The 21,299-nt window shown below is 47.8% G+C and carries 16 protein-coding genes; 10 read left to right on the top strand and 6 right to left on the bottom strand.

All coding sequences use genetic code 11. The features are described 5' to 3' along the window. Nucleotides 1-75: 75 nt before the first annotated feature. The gene (locus IEX62_RS11835) at nucleotides 76-693 is read right to left on the bottom strand and encodes a hypothetical protein (RefSeq protein ID WP_188775738.1); all 618 of its coding nucleotides are present in this window, start codon (nucleotides 691-693) and stop codon (nucleotides 76-78) included. 202 nt (nucleotides 694-895) lie between these two features. Next, nucleotides 896-1,627 (bottom strand): hypothetical protein, encoded by a 732-nt coding sequence (locus IEX62_RS11830; protein ID WP_188775737.1) that lies wholly within the window; start codon nucleotides 1,625-1,627, stop codon nucleotides 896-898. 317 nt (nucleotides 1,628-1,944) lie between these two features. Here IEX62_RS11830 and IEX62_RS11825 point away from each other — a divergent pair, with 317 nt between their 5' ends. Then, a complete protein-coding gene (locus tag IEX62_RS11825) occupies nucleotides 1,945-3,465 on the top strand; it encodes a dihydrolipoyl dehydrogenase family protein (RefSeq protein WP_188775736.1) in 1,521 nt (506 codons plus the stop codon). A 203-nt stretch (nucleotides 3,466-3,668) separates the two neighbouring features. On the opposite strand, the gene IEX62_RS11820 is transcribed toward IEX62_RS11825, so the two are convergent. Further along, nucleotides 3,669-7,565: an LPXTG cell wall anchor domain-containing protein gene (locus IEX62_RS11820; RefSeq protein WP_188775735.1), complete on the bottom strand. Its 3,897-nt coding sequence runs from the start codon at nucleotides 7,563-7,565 to the stop codon at nucleotides 3,669-3,671. Nucleotides 7,566-8,076: 511 nt separating this feature from the next. On the opposite strand from IEX62_RS11820, the gene IEX62_RS11815 reads away from it, so the two are divergent. Then, complete coding sequence (locus IEX62_RS11815; RefSeq protein ID WP_188775734.1) at nucleotides 8,077-8,766, top strand: hypothetical protein; 690 nt, start codon at nucleotides 8,077-8,079, stop codon at nucleotides 8,764-8,766. A gap of 358 nt (nucleotides 8,767-9,124) precedes the next feature. On the opposite strand, the gene msrC is transcribed toward IEX62_RS11815, so the two are convergent. After that, nucleotides 9,125-9,604, bottom strand: a complete 480-nt coding sequence (msrC, locus tag IEX62_RS11810; RefSeq protein WP_188775733.1) for a free L-methionine (R)-S-oxide reductase MsrC — start codon at nucleotides 9,602-9,604, stop codon at nucleotides 9,125-9,127. A 310-nt stretch (nucleotides 9,605-9,914) separates the two neighbouring features. Between msrC and IEX62_RS11805 the strand changes: the two genes are divergently transcribed. The 4 genes from IEX62_RS11805 to IEX62_RS11790 all read left to right on the top strand — a co-directional run bounded on the left by IEX62_RS11805 (nucleotide 9,915) and on the right by IEX62_RS11790 (nucleotide 13,926). Then, nucleotides 9,915-10,250 carry a hypothetical protein gene (locus IEX62_RS11805; protein ID WP_188775732.1) on the top strand — a complete coding sequence of 112 codons (336 nt, stop codon included), beginning with the start codon at nucleotides 9,915-9,917 and terminating at the stop codon, nucleotides 10,248-10,250. Nucleotides 10,251-10,820: 570 nt separating this feature from the next. After that, nucleotides 10,821-11,561, top strand: a complete 741-nt coding sequence (locus tag IEX62_RS11800; protein WP_188775731.1) for an energy-coupling factor transporter transmembrane component T family protein — start codon at nucleotides 10,821-10,823, stop codon at nucleotides 11,559-11,561. A gap of 102 nt (nucleotides 11,562-11,663) precedes the next feature. Next, complete coding sequence (locus IEX62_RS11795) at nucleotides 11,664-12,266, top strand: ECF transporter S component (RefSeq protein ID WP_188775730.1); 603 nt, start codon at nucleotides 11,664-11,666, stop codon at nucleotides 12,264-12,266. Further along, nucleotides 12,256-13,926, top strand: a complete 1,671-nt coding sequence (locus tag IEX62_RS11790) for an ABC transporter ATP-binding protein (RefSeq protein WP_188775729.1) — start codon at nucleotides 12,256-12,258, stop codon at nucleotides 13,924-13,926. Before IEX62_RS11795 ends, IEX62_RS11790 begins: the two co-directional genes overlap by 11 nt. A gap of 165 nt (nucleotides 13,927-14,091) precedes the next feature. Here the strand turns inward: IEX62_RS11790 and IEX62_RS11785 are convergent, their stop codons facing one another. Continuing rightward, nucleotides 14,092-14,559, bottom strand: coding sequence for a MarR family winged helix-turn-helix transcriptional regulator (locus IEX62_RS11785; protein WP_188775728.1), 468 nt, complete (start codon nucleotides 14,557-14,559; stop codon nucleotides 14,092-14,094). Nucleotides 14,560-15,309: 750 nt separating this feature from the next. On the opposite strand from IEX62_RS11785, the gene IEX62_RS11780 reads away from it, so the two are divergent. Continuing rightward, complete coding sequence (locus tag IEX62_RS11780) at nucleotides 15,310-16,221, top strand: glycerophosphodiester phosphodiesterase family protein (RefSeq protein ID WP_188775727.1); 912 nt, start codon at nucleotides 15,310-15,312, stop codon at nucleotides 16,219-16,221. A 166-nt stretch (nucleotides 16,222-16,387) separates the two neighbouring features. Here the strand turns inward: IEX62_RS11780 and IEX62_RS11775 are convergent, their stop codons facing one another. After that, nucleotides 16,388-17,659 carry a BaiN/RdsA family NAD(P)/FAD-dependent oxidoreductase gene (locus IEX62_RS11775; protein WP_188775726.1) on the bottom strand — a complete coding sequence of 424 codons (1,272 nt, stop codon included), beginning with the start codon at nucleotides 17,657-17,659 and terminating at the stop codon, nucleotides 16,388-16,390. A 317-nt stretch (nucleotides 17,660-17,976) separates the two neighbouring features. Between IEX62_RS11775 and IEX62_RS11770 the strand changes: the two genes are divergently transcribed. The 3 genes from IEX62_RS11770 (at nucleotide 17,977) to nadE (ending at nucleotide 21,143) form a co-directional block, all read left to right on the top strand. Beyond that, nucleotides 17,977-19,683 (top strand): ATP-binding protein, encoded by a 1,707-nt coding sequence (locus tag IEX62_RS11770; protein ID WP_188775725.1) that lies wholly within the window; start codon nucleotides 17,977-17,979, stop codon nucleotides 19,681-19,683. A 99-nt stretch (nucleotides 19,684-19,782) separates the two neighbouring features. Next, nucleotides 19,783-20,217 (top strand): BrxA/BrxB family bacilliredoxin, encoded by a 435-nt coding sequence (locus IEX62_RS11765; RefSeq protein ID WP_188775724.1) that lies wholly within the window; start codon nucleotides 19,783-19,785, stop codon nucleotides 20,215-20,217. A 119-nt stretch (nucleotides 20,218-20,336) separates the two neighbouring features. After that, nucleotides 20,337-21,143, top strand: a complete 807-nt coding sequence (gene nadE / locus IEX62_RS11760; RefSeq protein WP_188775723.1) for an NAD(+) synthase — start codon at nucleotides 20,337-20,339, stop codon at nucleotides 21,141-21,143. Nucleotides 21,144-21,299: the final 156 nt, after the last annotated feature.

Genomic DNA, 21,299 nt, shown 5'->3' with positions numbered 1-21,299 from the left:
GCTATTGACGTTTTTATTCCGAATGGTACGGGATAGATCGTATCGATTGGCTTACGTATATGATTCGGCTTGTACTCAGTTAAATTGGGCAGTATAGGCATCGAGCGCTTTTTTATAGCTATTCAGGGCAGCCATACCTGCATCGACCTTTTGATTTGCCTTATTTAAGATGGATACGTCTAGCTTTGGACTGGATACATACTTTTTGAACAATGTCATTGCTTCCAGATGAAGTGAAGTTGCTTTGATGTAGTTCGCATGAATTTTGGCGAGCTGAACGCTTTCTGGTTTAATTTGCTTGAGTCCTGCCAGGAACTTGGTATAGTTCGGGATGACTGTATAAGTGAGCGCCGAATACGCTTGCTTGCGATTCGCTGATGTCACATAGCGGAATTTATTGTACGTATCAACCGCTCGTTCCTCATATACAGCAATGGCATCCAATTGATCTCCATAGGAAATCATGGCCTCAGCTTCAGCGAGCATTGCAGGATCAAGCTCTGGATCTTCACCTGTATCGAGATCTGGATCTGTGCCTGTATCCTCGTTCATTGGCGGCTGCACCGTACTGTTTGTGCTACTATCTGTTGTTGTCGTATCGGTAGAAGCTGCCTGTGCATAAGGGACAACAGAAGGGACAGTCAAGCCAAATACAACCGTTAGGGCGAGCAGTAAAGAAAGTTTCTTTTTCATAGGGGTGAGCTCCTTTATGTATATGAGATGGTTATAACCTATTGATCCTGTGAAGGAGAGGTGAGGCAGGGATAGAACAATACAGCCCGTCTACGATCCTGTACATTGGCGGATATAGAACGCTTTGCAAGAAAGCCATCCATATCCGCCGCAACATGATCAAGCTTGTACCGCTATACAATTAGCTATATTAACGAAAAGCTTAAATAAAATCGTCCATTGATGCGGTTGGCGTTACATCTGTGCTTGAATTGTCAGCTTCCTCATCGTAGTAGCCTTCATCGTCATAGCTACCATCGTCTTCATAATCGTACAACACATCAAAGCGAACCTGATACTGATCGATATCGCTATAGAACTGGTCGATCAGATCACTACCTTCAGTTAGCTTAGCTTGAACTTTTTTCAGAAGCTGGTCGTTCATTTTGGGAGTGGATACATATTTTTTGTAAAGCATAAAGGCTTCAAACTCAGCGGACGCACCCTTCACATATTGAGCGTGAATGCGGGCAACCTCTGCATTTTCAGGCTTGATCTGCTTTAATCCAGACAAAAACTTGGTATAGTTCGGGATCACCGTATAGGTCATCAGCTGATATTCCTGCTTACGGTTTTTGGAGCTGACATAATCATTGGTATTGTAGGCAGCCCACGCTTTGTCTTCGTAATCCAGTAATGCACCGAGCTGACCGAGATACAGATCGAACTGATCCGCTTCAGCGACCAGTGCAGGATCGATATCATCCATCGTGCCCTCATCACCGTACGTATCGTCCTCTACATCGCCTTCATAGCTCCCATCATCATTCAGATCCATCGTGTACGTGCCATCTGGCTTGCTATCACTAGAAGCTGCGAAACTCGGTGTAGCAGGAATGGCGGCACTTCCGACAAATACAGCGGTCATCGTCAATGTAAGCCATAATTTTCTCATCGTCATAACCCCTCTGATCTGTATTTAATAGATTTTTTTTACAATTTAACATGGTGTGTAAATAAAAGAAAGGATAAAAAGATGACAATTCCCAGTTAATAGCATTTCCGACGAGTGATACAGCAAATTGGTTGAATAGTCTTATTCGTGCTAACCTATCTGTCCTGTCTCTTCTATATATTAACCAGGAAGAAAGCCCTGTTACACAGGTATAGACAAATCATTGGTTACGATATATTCATCGATTGTGTGCCTGTATTCAAGGTTAAAAGGTAATAGAGCACCTAACTATCTTACAGGGAACGAGGCGATACGACGTGACATCAACCTATGATCTGATCGTAATTGGAACCGGAAGTGCAGGTGCCGCTGCTGCACAGCTTTGCCGCCAGGAAGGCTGGGAGGTCGCCATTATCGATGAACGGGAATATGGTGGAACCTGCGCCCTGCGTGGCTGTGATCCGAAAAAAGTACTGGTTGGAGCTGCTGATCTGGTCGAGCGAACAGCACGTATGCGTGGCAAAGGGATGGATGTCACGGCAATGATCGATTGGTCGGATCTGATGGCATTCAAACGTACCTTTACCGAGCCGATGCCTGAAGCACATGAACAGAAGCTACAGGAGGCAGGTATTCATACCTTACACGGACAGGCGCATTTTACAGGCAAGCAAACGATTGAGTTGAACGGACAGCAATTAACCGGACGGTATATTCTCATTGCAACCGGAGCGGAGCCTGCACCGTTATCGATTCCGGGTGAAGAGCATATGACGAATAGCGATGGCTTCTTGGGGCTAGAGCATTTGCCAGAGCAGATCGTCTTTGTAGGTGGTGGCTATATTTCATTTGAATTTGCTCATATTGCCGCTCGTGCTGGAGCGAAGGTGCATATTTTGCATAGTAGTGATCGTCCACTCAAGGGCTTTGATCCCGAGCAGGTGGATGCGCTGGTGGAGCAATCCAGACAGGCAGGCATTCAGATTCATCTGAATGTCGAGCTGGAATCGATTGAACTGCTGCATCCTGACTCCGAGACAGGTGGCGCCATAGTTACAGCTTCCTCGCTAGCGCCAATCGCACAGCCGAATCAGCCGTTATACCGAATTCATGCGCGTTACAAGCAAGCTGACAATGAGCACGCTGACGCTTCTGCACAGTCTCCGTCGTCAGCCTCCGCTACATCTGAATCGATTACGAACGAGTCATCCGAGCTGCTTCATATCGAATGTGGCTTGATCGTCCACGGTGCTGGGCGTAGACCGAATATTCATCGTCTGGAGCTGGAGCAGGGTAATGTAGAATCGCAGAAGAAAGGCATCACCGTCAATGAATATTTGCAAAGTGTGAGCAATCCGCAGGTGTATGCAGCTGGAGATTGTGCGGCATCGCCGGGCTTGCCACTTACTCCAATCGCAGGTCTGGAAGGTAAGATAGCGGCGAATAATATGCTGCATGGCCCTTCGCAAAAAGCAGAGTACACCGAGATTCCAAGTGTCGCCTTCACGATGCCGCGATTAGCAACTGTCGGGCTATCAGAGCAGGATGCACGTAAACGGGGCGATGAAGTCAGCATTAAGACCTACGATATGTCCTCCTGGTACACCTATAAGCGTACAGGTGGAGAGAAGGCACTTGCTAAGATCATTCTGGATAAGCAAAAGCGAACGGTACTCGGTGCACATCTGCTGAGCGGTGAAGCGGATGAACTCATCAATCATTTTGCAGTCGCGATTCGCCTCGGCTTAACAGTCGATCAGCTTAAAAGTGTGATCTATGCCTATCCAACAGCCGCCTCCGATATTAGCTATATGCTGAATCTGGACGACGAGGAATGAGGAGAAATAACGAAAAATAAGGATAGCCTACTCATTCCATCTCTATATCCTATATCTGAATAGCTTGCTACAGATGCACGTAGAATTAGACTTACATGTATTCAGAAATGTAGTAAGAAAAATGGAGCAAGAAATAAGACAGAAAAATCCCACCTTACGAATGATCTGTAAGGTGGGATTTTTGTTAGCTACTTGGTGTTACATTATTCGGATTTGCCGCTTGAGCGTGTGCGACGATTATTCATACGATTCAACAAAATACCAAGAGCAACAAGCGAAGCACCAGCGATCCAGAATGGTGTATTGCTGTCCTCACCCGTCTTCGGTAGCATCGGTACAGATGGTTGCTTCACCGGAGTCGAAGGCTCAGATGGTACCGTCGTTCCACGTGGAACTGGCTCATCTGGAACCGGAATGTCCGGTGTGCTTTCTGGTGGCGTTGTACCCTGTGGAACCGGATCATCCGGAATTGGAATATCCGGTGTCGTCTCATCTGTCGGTGGAACGGACGGCTGATCTGGTGTCACCGTACCTTGCGGTACAGGATCATCGCTGATCGGAACCGTTGGATCGGTTGGTGTTGTCGTGCCTGGTGTTGGGTTACCATTACCAGGTGTCGTTGGTGTTGATGGACGATCCTTATCTGGCTTCGACGGCGTTGGTGTCGGTGTTCCAGGTGTCGTCGTACCCGGTGTAGGAGTCGGCGTTGGTGTCACTGGCGTTTTCGTATTGGTTAGCGTCATCACCAAGCCTGTTCCTGCTTGCTGATTCGTAGCATCGATCGTAATCGAATGCACAGTCGAATCGAGCACATAGCCCTGTGGAGCGGTAATCTCCTGCAAGTTGTAAGTGCCATATGGCAGCTGGTTGAACAGTGCCTGTCCTTGAGCATCGGTCGTTACGACGATCGGTGCATTAGCGCCTGCTGCATCCTGCAATTGGAACACAGCACCTGCCAGCGCGATAGAAGCATCCGCACTATCGACCTTGTTCACAAGCAGACTGCCCACAACAGGTGGCGCCTTCGTATTAGTCAGTGTAATCGACAGTACATTACCTGCCTGCTGATTCGCCGCATTGATCGTCACCGAGTGTACAGTTGGATCAAGCACATAGCCTGCTGGAGCGGTAATCTCCTGCAAATTATACGTGCCATACAGAAGCTGAGTGAACAGGATACGTCCCTGTGCATCGGTCGTCAGCGTGATTGGTGAGCGTAAGCCCAGCGTATCCTGTAGCTGGAATACGGCACCTGCCAGTGAGATTGTTGCATCTGCACTATCGACCTTATGCAAAATCAGGTTGCCTGTAGCACCGGAGCCTGTACCGCTGGCAGAGGAGCTACGTACAATGATTTCTTTGTTCGTTTGCACCGTTCCGGTTGTAATACCGTTGCCTGTAAATTTCACACTGTTACTCACCTTATCACGGTCGCCCGCAGTGATCAGTGTGGCATAGTCGAGAATATAGGCCGATTGAATAGGCTTGGTGAATGATAACTCGAACTGCTCCGGTGTGCCCGGAATGACAGACAGCTTGTAGTCTGTACCTTGAACAGCCTCAGTACCACGCTTCAATGAGCCATCCGTCCCAACTGTTGCATTGTACAGATGGAATGAATCAGTTAACAAAATTTGATTGGACGTTGGTGTATCAATAATTTTGGCATTTTCAACATAGGATTGGCCGCGGTTAATATTGATCGTCCAATTGATGTTGTTGCCTTTTTGCTCACCTGTTTTGTTAACGTACTCGCCACCGTTCGGGATGCTCACATTCGCTGCCCATGGGTAGTCGCCTTCATTACCTTTAAGCGTTGCCGCATTGTGCACGCTTTTTGGGATGACCTGACCGGTCAGTGTTGTTTTGAAGGTGATCCAGTAAGCGGAATTGATCGGCTTGGCAAACTTAATTTGCAATGTGCCGCCATTCGCTCCATCGGCTGGAGTGGTGACCGTATAGTCTGCTGGATTAACCGGTGCGCCTTGCTCTACACCATTCCACCAGCCGAGTAGTGTCATATTTGATACAGTGAGTGAGCCAGGAACATAGCTCTGTCCTGCTTCGATCGTATCGGTTAAGACTGCATTTGTTAATTTCTTGTTGTTGTAGTTCGCTTTGATCGTCCATGTGATTTCTTTGGTGACCGCATTATAGGTTCCATCTTTGGAGCCATTGTTTACGGTCAGATTATCTGGCCAGAAGCGAGCTTCGGATGGAATAGTACGATACGTACCGTTTTCCTGCCAGTACAATGCAGCGATATTCTGATAGGAGACTTCGGATTTGTTCTTTTTCCAGTCTGCATCGAATGTCGTGCGATACGTAATGTTGAGCGGCTCGCTAGGCGGCTGAAGGAACGTAATGCGGAAGCCTGCGCGTGCATCGTTAACAGTTACGGTATACAGTGATGCAGGATAATCGCTACCGTCTGAACGCATAACCTTTAGCGTATCTGGCAGGAACTCCAGTCCACCATTCGGGAATTGATCATCGATCAATGCATTTTGTAGAGGCTGTCCCTGATTATCCAGTGCGAGCTTCCACGTTGCATCCTTACGAATATAGTTGGCATCCGTCAATGTTTTGACAAAGGACAGACCCTTGATCGGCTGACTGGCAGATGCGCTTGTATTGCCTGCTGTAACGGTGTTATTAATGGTGTCATTCTGAATAATCTGTCCAACTGGGGCTGTACTGTACTTGATCGTATAGGCTGTTTGGACATCCTTATTAAATTGCAGATCGAAGCCGGTTGTGCCATTTTGCGGCGCTACTGTCGTTACGGTGTAGTCCGTGCCTTCGGTCAGCACATTGTTGTTCGTGTCATAGACTTTGACTGAACCAGCAACCAGCTTCTGTGAACTATTAAAGCGGTCTTTTAGAATCGCCTGACTTTGCGGAATCGACTGATTGTTCAGATTGTAGCCAATCGACCAGTTGATCGTTCCGGTAGCAGAGTCGTAACTATCGACCTTTTTACTCAAAAATTGCTGTTGTACGGTAACCTGTGCCTCGGCTGTAGCGCTACCGCTGCTTGTGCTCAGAGTTGCTTTGTTTTTGAATACCGTTTGAGCGTTATCGGTAATCGAGGTTACATAGATCACACGATAAGCAGAGCGAGTCGAGCTATCAAAGGATAGGCTGAACTGGCTATCGTCTGCTGTCAGTGTGTAGCCGGAGCTAAGCTGTGAGCCCTGACTTGTGCTGCCATCGCCTTTGACATTCAGTGTGTACACCTGAATGCTTGCTGGATCGAGCTTGAGTCCGGCTAGCATCGGATCGCTCAGAACGGCATTGTCGAGCTTCTCACCGTTGGTGTTCAGATCGACAGTCCAGCGAATTTTGCCGCCCGTAATGACAGCACCTTTTTTGCTAATGGCGTTGCCTTTGGCTGGCTTGATATAGATGATGATAACCTGGGAGCTATCGCCGAGGGGAACAGGAATCTTCACTTCGGTGCTACCGCTTACCGTTTGCTTACTCAGCGCTGTGCGGAACTGCATGGTGCCATGAATATCCGAGTAGCGTTCAATCGTAGAGTTGAACGTAACGGTTACATGACCGCTTTGTGTAGCGTTGAAGCTACCGACAGATTGACCGCCAAAGTCGAGTGAAACATTGTTGATATCATTATAAAGTGTAAACGTAGAGGGCAGATCGAATTCGAATGTCGATCCGGCTTTGTACGAGCCATCCTCCGGCAATGACCATTTGTAATTCAGATTGATTGGTGCATCCGGGTCGATCGCTGCGCCCGATCCGTCCCCTTGAATGACATTACCATTCGCATCTGTCAAAAACGCATCGGTTAAAATGCTTTTCTTCGCTGCTGGAGTGGACTGGGTTGTAGCCGCAGGGGCTGCTGATGTTGCTGGATCAGGTGTAGCGGCTCCGCTCGTATTGTCTGGTGCCGTTGTTGATCCATTCGTTCCATACGTGTCCGATTGTACTGTCGTTGTGGAGGCACTGGATGAACTGGAATCATTCGCAGTCGTGGATGTGTTATCCTCCGCATACGTTAGTGTGGGCATGAGCGTACCTGTCATCAACAAAATGACAGCGATCATTATTACACTAACTTTCTTAAATAGATGCATAAAAAACCCCTTTCTTATGTAGTTCATAGATTCCGGTCGTCAGCTTGAAGTGTCCGTACTCCCTGATGAAGCATTGCGGCTAAAGTGCTAATGAGGAGATTGGAGTAAATGTGCTAACTATTTCACTGCAACTATGCAATGAATAAATAGTTAATTTCTGTAAGGTGACCTACTTGATTATACTCTATTGCATCCTTTGATGTAACGTACTTATTAATGAATTTAGTAAATAATTTTGCGGATAGTTGACCACCTTACTATAGTTCCAATGACCTGCTTCATTTAGCGAGCCGTATGAACTATTAAAACCACGCGGTTTATGGTGAAACATGGTAAAAAATGTACATTTATCCTTGCTAAATAGCTGTCTATTCATAGCGTGTCAGTGATAAGAAGCGAATGATTCCATAGGGTGCAGGTTTGGAAAGACCGTTGTTTGGGGTATAAGGTCATATGAGCGATGTACACTGCTTGCGAATACGGATATTACTAGCGAGAGGAGCTTTTTCGTATGAAGAATCGATTATGGATGGGAACTGCTGCGGCAGTTTTATTATCAGGTGTGATTGCCGGATGTGGCGACACGAATAATAAAGAGGCAAGTCAGAGCGGCGATCCAACCGCACCTCTGCAAAGCGCAAGTGAGGCGACTCCAGAGGATACTGGACAGGCGAACACAAATGCGCAAACGCTGGAGGGAGATTTCCGTCAGTACTCTACTGATCCGAACAAAAGTGATTCCAGCTCGGATTATAACGTAGTTGGTAAATATGTATCTGAAAATGGCGACACGATGACACTCGATGTGGGTGGCAATCAGCTCGTGATTCCAAAAAGCAATTCCTACGAGCCAGCCGCTGGCCTACCAACCTCGGTAGACCTGCCCGGTCAAGAGGTGAGCGTAACGCTGAATGCGCAGGATAGCACGATTGCTACTGCACAGCTGGCGAAGGACGCAGACGATATGGACAATTCCCAGCGTGATATCGTAGGTCAATTCGTATCCGAAACCGATACCGAAGTGGTGATCAAGCAAGGTACAGATGAGAAAAAATATAAAAAAGCTGCGAACTTTGAAGGTACAGACGGTCCAGCCAATGAGCGTAAGGCAGGGACAACCGTACGTGTCGATCTGGACAAGGACGGCAATGTCGTGCGTGTACGCGGTGAGTATCAGGACGGTAGTAGCGTAGGCGATTGATTCGTTGCTTGCCTGAGCTGAGTGTATAGCGTATTTTCTATCTCATGATATATTCTCTGACTTATGATACATTCCATTTAGCCCATGTAGAGCATAAGGTTGAAGTGCATAAGCGATCAAAAGTATCCACATGTGGACAACTTTTTGAAATCATCTTATAGCTATACACTAACTCTTCATGCTATAAGCTGGCTTCTAATAAGGTAGCTGCCTTTTATAAAACGATAATAATGAATGGAAGCGACTATAGTATCGTTTCAGCCTAAAAAGCCATTCCCTGTATCAGATGCACGATTGCTGCTCTGATGTGGGAATGGCTTTTTGTGTAACGAGTGATCTATGGTTGAGGCTCAGCCACTCAGATTGCTTCTAGCAAAATGGTAGCAAATTGCTCCAAAAATTGCTGATCCTGCTCATCGAAGCGATTTTTCAGCGGACTATCGATATCGATCACACCGATCAGCTCATCACCACGAACGAGTGGCACAACGATCTCACTGTTAGATGCTGCATCGCATGCGATATGACCCGGGAATTCATGCACATCGGCAATTAGCAATGTGCGGCGCTCCGCAGCAGCAGTTCCGCATACGCCTTTGCCAAGCGGAATGCGAATGCAGGCAGGCAAACCTTGGAAAGGACCCAGTACAAGCTCGGTGCCATTATACAGATAGAAGCCTGTCCAGTTCGTATCCTGTAGGAATTGCTTGAGCAGTGCAGACGCATTCGACAGATTGGCGATTCGATCGCTTTCGTCATGAATCAGTGCTTTCAGCTGGCTTAGTGCAGTGGCATATTGCTCCTCACGTGAGCCAGTGTACGCTATATTTTCAAACATGGAAATCACCTTTTTCGTATAAATTGGTTGCAGGTCGCAGGTTCATCCTGCGGTCAGCTAATGTGTTGACGTGTACGTCCTAGTATACCGCTGTACTAATATTTTGCCAATGAAGATTAGGAAAAGATGGCTGCTCGATGGAGTGATGACGATTACTTTTAATGTAAGGTAAAATTTGGAATATAAACTGGAAATATGTTTACCTCACTGGCTGGCAGGGTAAGTACAGCTTGAATCAAATCGGTTTCCGGACCTGTGCACATCTATTCAGCGCTATATCAATCAGTCGATTGGAAGGAGAGAAGGGTATATGCATGCGGAGGTACAAAATTTGTTTATTCGGATTCATATGCTGCATCAGGCGAATCAGCATATGCTGACCATTGCTGATATGCAGCCTGTGCTGGAAAATTGGGGATATCGTGTCGGTGATCGCGAGGTCAAGCAGCAGCTTGAGCATCTAACCGCCGAAAATATGCTGACCGTGAGTGGTGAAGAGTACCGGATTACAGGTACTGGTATCGGTGAGCTGCGCGAGATTCGCAAACGTCTTGCTATGCTATGCGGCGAGGTCGTGTCTGCGGATACCGGCAATTCTCCAGAGCGTGCTCGCTCTTCCAAGCCCAAATCTTCCGTCGTCGTCTAAGTACCGAATCCGATCATTCTCTGATTTCGGATAAGAGAAAGCTGCTATTCGATGCCACTGAAAAGGGCTTGATGCTACATAACATGATCGTAGTATTAACTCTGGCAAGTTGCCGGTATTCGTTCCAACTGGGGCGGATACCGGTTTTTGGCTTGTACAGAAATAAAGCTAGATGCGAATTACATATAGATGAGCATAGAACGTATCATCACGATAGCTATAGCAGTCATATCAGCAAATTTTAGCAGTACCCTTACAACAATAACAGCACCATCCTACTAAGTGACGATAGGTGCTAGGCGCTAGATAGCAGTAACGATAAATGCGGCAATCATACATAAAACGGATGCAGCCATGCTTGCGTAAATGACAGGCATGCGGTATTCTAACACCGATTGCGGACAGCGCTTCTGACTCAAAAAAATGTACTTCCCGGTAACCAAGTCCAAGCGATTACGAGCAACGATGCTTGAGCGATGATTGGTCATGTACGGGTGGGTGTAAGATATAGAAGCTGAACATAAGAGACGTGATCTAGTAAGGCTCGGCAGAGCACAGGGAGTGGAACGATTGGATATAAACAAACATAGATGGCTGTACCGTATGGACCCGCTGACGAAGATCGTTTTGTTGTTGTGCGTCTCGGTGCTGGCTGTGCATATTCAGCATGCCTTGCCGCAGGCGATTTTATTTGCATGTGTATGGCTGGCGATTCTGTGGGGATCGGGGCAGGTCATTGGACGTCCATTATTCAAGCTATTGCTGGTGATTGGCATTCCGTATTTCGTCTTATCTCTGTTGACGGTACGTAGTGGCACGGTGCTATGGCAAGCAGGAGCGCTACAGATTACAGCAGGCGGGATGGATTATGGAGCTGTGATGACGCTTCGTATTTTTATCCTCTGTATGACCTCGGTTGCCTTATCGCTCACGACCGATTATCGCGAGCTGGTGAGTGCGCTGGTGCAGAAGCTGAGAGTGCCGTATCGATTTGCCTATGGATTGGCGCTGGCGCTCACCTTCTTACCGTTATTGCGTGAGGAAGCAACGCTTGCGCTGGCAGCACGCAGACTTCGCGGCGAACGCCGTGGACGCGGACTGGAGGCGATTCGGCAAAACCGCGAGTATCTCGGCTCTGTGTTCACTGGATCGATACGCCGCATTCAGCATATTGCAGGTGCGATGGATGCAAAGGGCTTTGGGGCGTATACAGAGCGTACATTTTACCGTCCATTTGTACTGCCAGCCTCAGCGATACCGACGATGATTACCGGTCTGATCCTGACGGCAATAGTATGTATTCTACTGTAGTCTATGAAAAAAGGGATTGACTTCTGTTTATTGTTAACCTAAATTATAATTCGTGGTTAACAATATAAGTGTGTGCTAGAGCATACCGTAAGGAGAGAATGTATGAGTACCCCAATTCAGAATACAATGAACAAAACATTTCAAGCGTTCACAACGATGGATATCGTGCTGATGGCGCTACTGGCTACAGCCAATGCCGTGCTGACGATGTACATGTCCGGTGTGAATCAGCTGCTGAGCAGTCTGGGTGGTCCGATTCTCACATCGACCATTACCGGTCTGTATATGGTATATGGCTTACTCGCTTACTATATTATTCGTAAGCCTGGTACAGCCGTGATTACGTACGCGCTCGGTGCGCTGGTACAGAGCTTTGTCGGAACGTCGTATGGGATGATCTCGGCGCTGGCAGCAGCGGTATGCTATATGGCGATTGCGGAGATTATTTTCGCTGTGCTGCGTTACCGTAACTGGTCGACAGGTGTGATGATGCTCGTCGGTGGTGCGATGGTGCCGATCTGGTTTATCGTAGCGATTCAATTGTTCGGATATAGTAAATTTGGCTTTGGTGTGCTGGCGATTGCGATGGTTGTACGCATTCTGAGCGGTATTCTGCTCTGTGGCTTGCTGACTGTCGGACTGGCACGCGCACTAGGCAAAACAGGACTGCTGCGCCGTTTCGCAGCCTTCTCGAATGGACGCTAAATCGTCGACAACGTCTTCTGCGGCAATGGTGTCTGATCCAGCGATTGTGTTACAGGATGTACAGTATAGATATGAGGGTAGCTCTACAGCTGTTATTCAAGGCTTATCGCTAACGGTAGCTTCTGGTGAATGGGTGGCAATGATTGGTGCAAGTGGTAGCGGGAAATCGACCATCTGCCGTCTGATTAACGGACAGCTGCCACGGCTTGCTGGCGGGCAACGTGAAGGAACCGTACAGGTGCATGGATTTGATCCTGCCTTTGCACCACCGGGTGAGCTGGTGGATGTGCTCGGTACACTGGGACAGGACCCGGATGCAGAGCTGGTCGTCGGTACGGTAGAGGATGAACTGGCATTTGGCCCGGAAAATCTACGCCTACCTGCTACAGAGATCGGGAAGCGCATCGATCGATTAACAGAGGAGCTGGAGCTTGAGCATGTGCGTTCCCAGGCGGTGCATCGTCTGTCTGGTGGGCAGCGCCAGCGTACAGCACTTGGCGCTGTACTGGCGATGGAACCGGAAATGCTGGTGCTGGATGAACCGGCGGCGAGCTTAGATCCGATCGGTAGAAAGCGTGTGGCACAGATGATCCAGCGCTGGCATGATCAAGGCAAAACGCTAATTACTGCATCTGCACGCTGGGATGAGCTTGCAGATCGAGCTGATCGTGTGAGCATTATCCAGGAAGGAAAGGTGCTGCTGGAGGGTGAGCCTGCGACGATAAAGCAGCAGCATCGCGAGCAGCTCGAGACGTTATTTATTTTGCCATCAGCATCGGTTTCTTCTATAAAAAGGTCGTCAGAAAGTTCGGCAGGAGAACACTCGGCAACAGAACAATCAGTAGGATTGGTAAAAGGGATGACGATGCAGTCAGCACAGCATTCGATTGAACAGTCTATCGCTCTGCCAGACGCAGGCAGAGTAATGGCGGTAAAATCAGCAGCGAACCCAACTGCCCTGTCTGCTAAGCAGCGTACAGCAGTCGTGAAGATCAAGCAGCTGAGTTACACCTATCCAGGAGCGGCGTTGCCTGCGTTACAGGCTATCGATTTGCAGCTATTTCCCGGCGAAATGACATTGCTATGTGGTGCCAACGGTTCGGGGAAAACGACATTAACACGTCTGCTATCCGGTCTGCTTCAACCTCCTGCGAGAACGATCTATCGCGGCGTACACGACACGTATCGAGATAAGCTGGACAGGCGTGCAGTGGACACCGCTTATCTGTTCCAGCATCCAGATCATCAATGGGTAGCGGCGACCGTATGGGAGGAATGTGCCTTCGGTCTGCGCGCTCAGCTCCGCTTGCGTCGACATGAGGAATTGCCAGAGCTGCATTCATCCAGAGTAGAGCAGATGCTGGAGCGAATCGGTCTGCTGGAGCAGCGCGATGCCTCGCCGTATAGCTTGAGTGGTGGGCAGAAGCGCTTGCTGGCAGCAGCGGCACAGTTTCTACTGGAGCGCCCACTGTACATTTTAGATGAGCCGGGCTCGGCGGCGGACTATTTTACAATTGCGCGCTTGCTCGAGCTATGTGGAGATGCGATACAGCGTGGAGCTTCATTGCTGGTTGTGACGCATGAGCCGGAGTTGTTCCATCGTTATGCGTCTCGTATGTGTACATTAGAGCGAGGTCGAATGAGTATCAATCCTCAATGATCGTGAATAAATGATGATCAAAACGATTACCAGCCTATAAAGTACACAGGTAAGCTGGCGTATATCAAACATCAAAAAAACGGATGTCCTTATCGTATAGGGCATCCGTTTTTTGTTTTAGGTTCTATCGTGTTGCTGGACTCCAGATAGATCTGAAGCGCTACATTATTTACGCATGGATGGAGACAGGCGCTCCGCTTCCATACCTAGCTTTTTGAGCAGATAGATCATTTGATCTTTTTCCTGTACATTCAATCCGCTTAGAGCGAAGTTCAGACGTTCCTCGTACTTTGGATAGATATCATCCATCATCGCACGTCCCTGATCGGTCAGCTCAGCATAGATTACGCGGCGGTCGGTTGGACATGGGTGTCGGCGCAGTAAGCCGCCGTGCTCCAGCTTGTCGATCACATACGTCACATTGCCGCTCTGTAGCAGCAGCTTCGCACCGATCTGCTGAATCGGCTGTGCTCCTTTAAAATACAAAACCTCCATAACAGAGAATGCGGTGGAGTTGAAGCCTTCGATCTTACTGCCTGCTACAGCGTGTTCACTCAAGCTTTTAAAAGCTTTGGCAAAAACACGGTACAGATGCATAGATTGCTCGGTATTATTCATAGACATATTAATCATGATACGGTCATCCTTTCTGTATGGAATCATTACGGCATCCAATCTATTAAGACAAATGTTGAAGTAGTTATGATTACTATCTTTATCTTACCTGCAATTAAAATTAAAAAATGTGTGATTTGTCACAATGCCGCGCATTTTAAATATTAAATTTAAGGATTAAATTTCATTTAAACGGTAAGCGAAGTGTTCTATATTTCACAATTGACGCTGGAGATAACCGTATTTTATTAAAAAGAAAGCAAGCATATTGTGGATAAATGAATGAACATTCATTTTCCTACGCACAAATAAAATGGAAAAAATATGTGTGCAAGATGTGTATACCCTGTGGAAAAGTGGATAAATACTGTGGATATCCTTGTGAATAAATTCGATCCATTATTTTTAGTGGGTTCGATCTGCATAAAATCCACAGTTTATACACCGTGTGAGGATAAAATAGCTCCAAATCAACTTTTTATTCACATGCCTATCTGCATAATTATCTCCCGTCCTGTATAGTGTGGAAGTATTTTACTAATTTCTATCCTCAGGCTGTGTATAACTTGTTAATAACTTGTGCGTAAGCACTTAATATCTGGTACTAATTTGTGTATAGGATGTTGGTAACTTATCGATGCGTTTACAAAACGTTTACGTAAAAATTGCACAAATATCCAATCCCGTTAATGTTGACACGTTAAAGTGGATAACAAGCATTCGAGGCTACCGGCAGCGACCGGAAATAACGAACTGGAGATAACGCCAATGAGAGATGACTTCCTGACAACAGAACATGAACCAGGTCGGACAGGCTATAACGAGATTGTATCCAGCTTCCATAATCCAGATGGACGTGTCATGATTGCAGCCCATCGTGGCGACTGGAGACACGCGCCAGAAAATTCACTGGCGGCGATTCAGTATTCCATCGTCGCACACGCGGATCTAATCGAAATCGATGTACAGCAGACACGCGATGGTGCATTTGTACTGATGCATGACGAGACAGTGGATCGCATGACGAATGGCAGTGGAACGATTGCGGAGATGACGCTTGCTGAGCTACGTGAGTTGCGGCTACGTCAATATCAGGGCGGCTCGGCGAAGCTGCTGACGAACTACACCATTCCAACGCTGGAAGAGGTGATGATCCTTGTGCGCAATAAGGTGATGATTAACCTGGATAAATGCTGGGCATGGCGTGAGGAGATTTATCCGATTCTGGAGCGAACCGGAACCGTGCAGCAAACACTGTTCAAAAGCACCGCAGAGCCTGAGGAGATCCATCGTTTTATCCACCGAGTGGGGGAAAAGCCGTTATATATGCACGTTTTAGATAGTACGAATGAGCAGCATGCCGCACAGATGGATGACTTCTGCCGCTATGTGAAGCCACAGGCGGTGGAAATCTGTTTTGAACGAGAGGATAGCCCGCTGGTTGCGCCCGAGGTGCTGCGTACTATTCGTCAGCATAATTGCCGCCTGTGGGTGAACACGATGTGGGATTCATTGTGTGCAGGTCAATCTGAGCTAGGTGATGCGGAAGCGAACTGGCAGGCTCATTTGCAGCAGGGCTTTACGATGATTCAGACGGATGATACGGAGAAGCTACGCCGGTATCTGGATGAAGTGGAGCAGCCAGAGCGTGCTGCGCATCGCTCGGTGAAGGTGGAGTAGAATGACTACGACCCGCTTTATGTACACATGATGGGTGAGATCATATCGAATGATAGTTATTAGAGCTGAACAAACAAAACGACCTCCTGAGCATCATTCCACGATGCAGGAGGTCGTTTATTTTATACTCAATTTAAAAGATAATCGGAATTGTCGTTATGGTGCATTACACCAGCACTTGTACAGCCTCCGCAGCACTCCGACCTGCCGCATGACCGGTCGTAAACGCAGCGGTAATATTATAACCACCGGTATAGCCGTGAATGTCCAGCACCTCACCGCAGAAATACAGCCCTGGCATCATCTTCGATTCCATCGTTTGCGGATGAATTTCTTTCAGGTTCACGCCACCACCTGTAACAAAGGCTTCCTTGATCGACAGTGTACCGTGAATGGCTACCGGAAATGCCTTGATCAGGCGAGCCAGCTCCATCCATTGCTGCTTCGGAATATGATCGTAGGTGATATCACCGGAAATACCTGATTTTTGTAGAAGTAGCGGAATGAGTCGCTCCGGCACATAGCCTTTGAGCACATTTTTGACCGCTTTACGAGATTCCTGCTCGGCGAGCTGTAGTGTCTCGCGATACACATCGTCTGTGCTGCGATCAGGCAGCAGATCGATGGTAAGCTGTACCGAGGTGACCGGGAACTTTTTCAGCGCTTTAACAACGTACTGGCTGCAACGCAGAGCCGCTGGGCCAGAGATTCCAAAGTGCGTGAACAGCATATCGCCCTCGTGCATGATCAGCTTTTTGCCCTTCGGATTCCAGACGGTCAGGGTGACATCGCGCAGGGACAGCCCCTGTAGCTCCTTGCTTTGAATAAATGCTTCGGGCGAGGTGAGCGGCACCTCGGTCGGATATAGCTCGGTAATCGTATGCCCGGCTTGCTCTGCCCACGGATATCCATCGCCCTCAGAGCCAGTTTGTGGTACAGACTTGCCGCCGACAGCGATAATGACCGCTTTGCTGCGCAGACGTTCACCGGAACGTAGACGCACACCTGCGACCGCTCCATCCTCGTACAGCACCTCAGCGACCGGGCTGTTTACTCGAATCTCTACACCCTGCGCACGTACTCGACTTACCAGCGCATCAACAACCGTCTTCGCTTTATCCGATACCGGGAACATGCGCCCATTATCCTCTTCCTTTAGTGCAATACCCATATCCTCAAAAAAGCGCATAATATCCAGATTGCTAAAATTCGCCAGCGCACTGTACAAAAAGCGTCCGTTACCCGGAATGTATTTGATTAATTCGTCAATTTCCTTCGCATTGGTTACATTACAGCGTCCACCACCGGAGATGCCCAGCTTCCGTCCCAGCTTGTTACCTTTGTCCACAAGCAGTACGCGTGCGCCGTTCTCACTGGCAGCCACACTTGCCATCAAACCAGCAGAACCGCCGCCGATCACAATAATATCGTATTTCAAACGTAATCGTTCCTTTATATACATAATATGAAGCTATCTCTATAGTATACCATGAACATGAGAGCGTCAGTGTCTGGTTTGCATTTTACTGAAAAATTATGTTGAATATTCGCGATAATGATTGAATACTAACCAACAAAATGATCTATACTAATCAGTAACAACTAAATAACAATTGAATCAAATAATGAATTCAAAATAATAGTAGAAGCTACTATATATTGTAATGAAAAGCAGGCTATGCTTTAATCGAAATAGGACAGACACTAAAGGAGGGGCGCACCATTATTATTGCCGTCAAGGAAATCCTGCTGCAAATGCTGACTGTAGGCTCCTCTGTATTTATTTTCTCGGCTGTTGTAGAACGTAGTGGTGATGATGCTGTTCAGGATATCCGTCTGAAATGGCGTGGCTATGCCCCGGTGCTGTTAATTGCTTTTGCCTGTAGTATTGTGATTGGCTGGCTATTGACGATCTATAGCGCGGTGGATATCCAGATTTCGTTAGGTGCTGTCTCATTGATGGTTGGCGTACTTTATATAGGCGCAAAGCGTGGACTGATACTATTTATATTAAGTGTGGCGATGTACTGGTTAATTAGTGCGGAGCATCATGTAAGCGATCTCCTTATTCAAACCGGGCTGTTATTGTATCCGGTAGCAGGTCTTTGTGCGCCGTTATTCCAGCGTTCTTCGCTGCGGATCAAGCGAATGATTGCGCTGCTGCTCATCCTAACAGGATCACTATTTGGAATCGTGGTGCTATTTATAGAGCAGCGGCTTCAGCAGATGGATAGCTCGCTGTTGATATTGATCGGTCTCATTATTGCTTCCGGTGTGATCGTCGGTGACTACTGCGTGCAGGCGATTGAGCGTGTGATCGAGCGTAAGCAGGTGAGTCAGCAGATGATGGAGTTATCCAATCGTGTCATTCTGGAAGCGGAAAAGCTACGTCAGCTTATGAACGTCGCCCCGATGATGATCACATCTATTGATGCAAACGGATGCATTACCGCCATCAACGATGCGGCATTGGTGCAATTGCGCAGAGCATTCCCGCATGCTACACGGGAGCGAATCCATGAAATATGCTTGTTCGAGGTAGAGGAGCCACAGATGACAGAGGGTCTGGCAGGGACGATTCATATGATCGAGCGCTCCAGGCAAAGCCATGCCAATGAAAGTGAGATTTTACGGCTAGATCATGCTGTATTATATATGAATGTTGCGCCTCTATGGTATGAGCCGGGGGAGCAGCTAACCGGATTCGTTATCGTCGGTCAGGATGTGACGGAGATCGAGAATCTGCGCAGTGAATTGAGCCATGTCGAGCAGCTCAGTCTGGTTGGTAAGATGGCAGCGAGCATTACGCACGAGATTCGTAACCCGATGGCTGTGGTGCGTGGCTTCCTGCAACTCATGAAAGAGAAAAGTCCAGCTACGCTCGATCATTATTATATGATCGTGATGGAGGAGCTGGATCGTGCGAATAGTATTATTAATGACTTTCTGTCGCTCGCGCAGAATCGAGTTATCGAAAAGGAAGCTGGCGATCTGAATACGGTCATTCGAGAGCTGCTGCCGCTCATGTGGGCAGATGCGAATCTACGCGGACAGTCTATTGCATTCTATGCGTATGAGCAGCTACCACGAATCGCGATGAACTCCAGAGAGATTAAGCAGCTGATCTTGAATCTAGCGCGTAACGGGATGGAAGCGATGGATGATCGGGGTGAGCTGCGGATCGAAACCGATCTGGTGGATGGTGAGGTTGTAATGCGCATTGGCGATACAGGGCCGGGTATTCCAGCAGATCGTCTGGACAAGCTGTTCGAGCCCTTTTATACGACCAAGTCCAAAGGCACAGGTCTGGGCTTATCACTCTGTCTGAGTATTGCCGAGCGGCATCATGGACGAATTGTCGTGGATTCGGTGGAAGGAAAGGGAACGACCTTTTCGGTCATTTTTGAACAAATGAGTACGAATGAGGAAACGGAAAGCTTAACGGAGGAAGACGAGGATTAAGGCGGTTTTTTATTGGAAATCGGCTCTTCGGCGGTGGTATTATGGCTGAACCTGTGTATAATAGAGGTAATGCTTATTAAAAGTAAGGAGTGAACTTCAATGTCAATGTCATTTGATCAATATATGCGAGATATGGTACAACCTATGCGTGACGAGCTGACTAGCATCGGTATTCAAGAGCTGCGTACACCGGAAGAAGTAGAGGAAACACTGGAGAACGCGAAAGGTACAACACTGATCGTAATCAACTCCGTGTGTGGCTGTGCAGCTGGTCAATGCCGTCCAGGTGTGGCTCATGCACTGCAAAGCGATGTGAAGCCTGACAATCTGTATACAGTATTTGCAGGTCAGGATAAAGAAGCAACAGCAAAGGCGCGCGAATATTTTGCACCGTTCCCACCATCTTCCCCATCGATCGCTCTGATGAAAGACGGCGAGCTGGTTCATTTTATCGAGCGTCACCAGATCGAGAACAATTCCGCAGAGGATATCTCCATTGCGCTGAATGATGCTTTCGAAAAGTACTGCCTGTAATTGAGAAGTAAGCCCCTGAATCCTGCAACTATCACATCATGTGATGTTGCAGGATTCACTTGTTTGTGGGTATATATAAAGAGAAACGTTCAGAACAGCAGAAGGAGTGGATAACAGTTATGAGTATGCAGCAGCAAATTATTGATGATCTGAAAGTAAAGCCTACGATTGATCCGGAAGCAGAAGTTCGCAAACGGGTGGATTTTCTGAAATCATATATCGAGAAGTCCGGTTCTCAGGGCTTGCTGATCGCAATCAGCGGCGGGATTGATAGCGCAGTAGCGACAGGGCTGTGCAAGCAGGCAACCGATGAGCTGACCGAGGAAAAGGGTACTGAGTACAAAACGGTTGGCGTATTCCAGCCATACAGCACACAGGCAGATATCGACGATAGCTACGCGGTAGCCGAAGCGTTCAACCTGAAATACAAAGTAGAAACGAATGTGCACAAAGCCGTCGACGCGATCGAAGAAACCGTGAACAGCGTAATGCCACATCTGGAGCAAGAAGCAATCAGCCCACAAGCGAAAGGCAATATCAAAGCAAGAACGCGTATGGTCGTTCAGTATGCCATTGCGAACTCGCTCAATCTGCTTGTTGTCGGTACAGACCACGCCTCCGAGGCGATCACAGGCTTCTTTACCAAATATGGCGACGGTGCAGTCGATATTACGCCACTGAGCACGCTGGATAAGCGTCAGGTGCGCGAGCTAGCTTCCCACCTGAGCGTGCCGCAATCCATACTGGATAAAGCTCCATCTGCGGGTCTGTGGGAAAATCAGACCGACGAAGCTGAGCTAGGCATCACCTATGCCGATAACTGCGATTATCTGGAAGGCAAAGAAGTGGCGCCAGAAGTAGCCGAGCGTCTGGAAAGCTACTACAAGCGCACCGCTCACAAGCGCGATCCGATTCCAGGTATTTAATAGCTGGTCAGATAGCGATGTTGTTGCCCTAGCGTAAGAGGTGCAAAGCATGCCATCTATGGCTTTTAAAAAGTGAACCAAGCGACTACAATCCATCCTATGGTTGTAGTCGCTTTTTTATGCGCTTCAATCACGTCTCTTCACCATCGTACGAAA

This window comes from Paenibacillus hunanensis (assembly GCF_014645615.1).
Classification (GTDB): domain Bacteria; phylum Bacillota; class Bacilli; order Paenibacillales; family Paenibacillaceae; genus Saccharibacillus; species Saccharibacillus hunanensis.
Note: the sequence above shows the minus strand (reverse complement) of the source record. Positions and strands in the feature narration are given on the sequence as shown.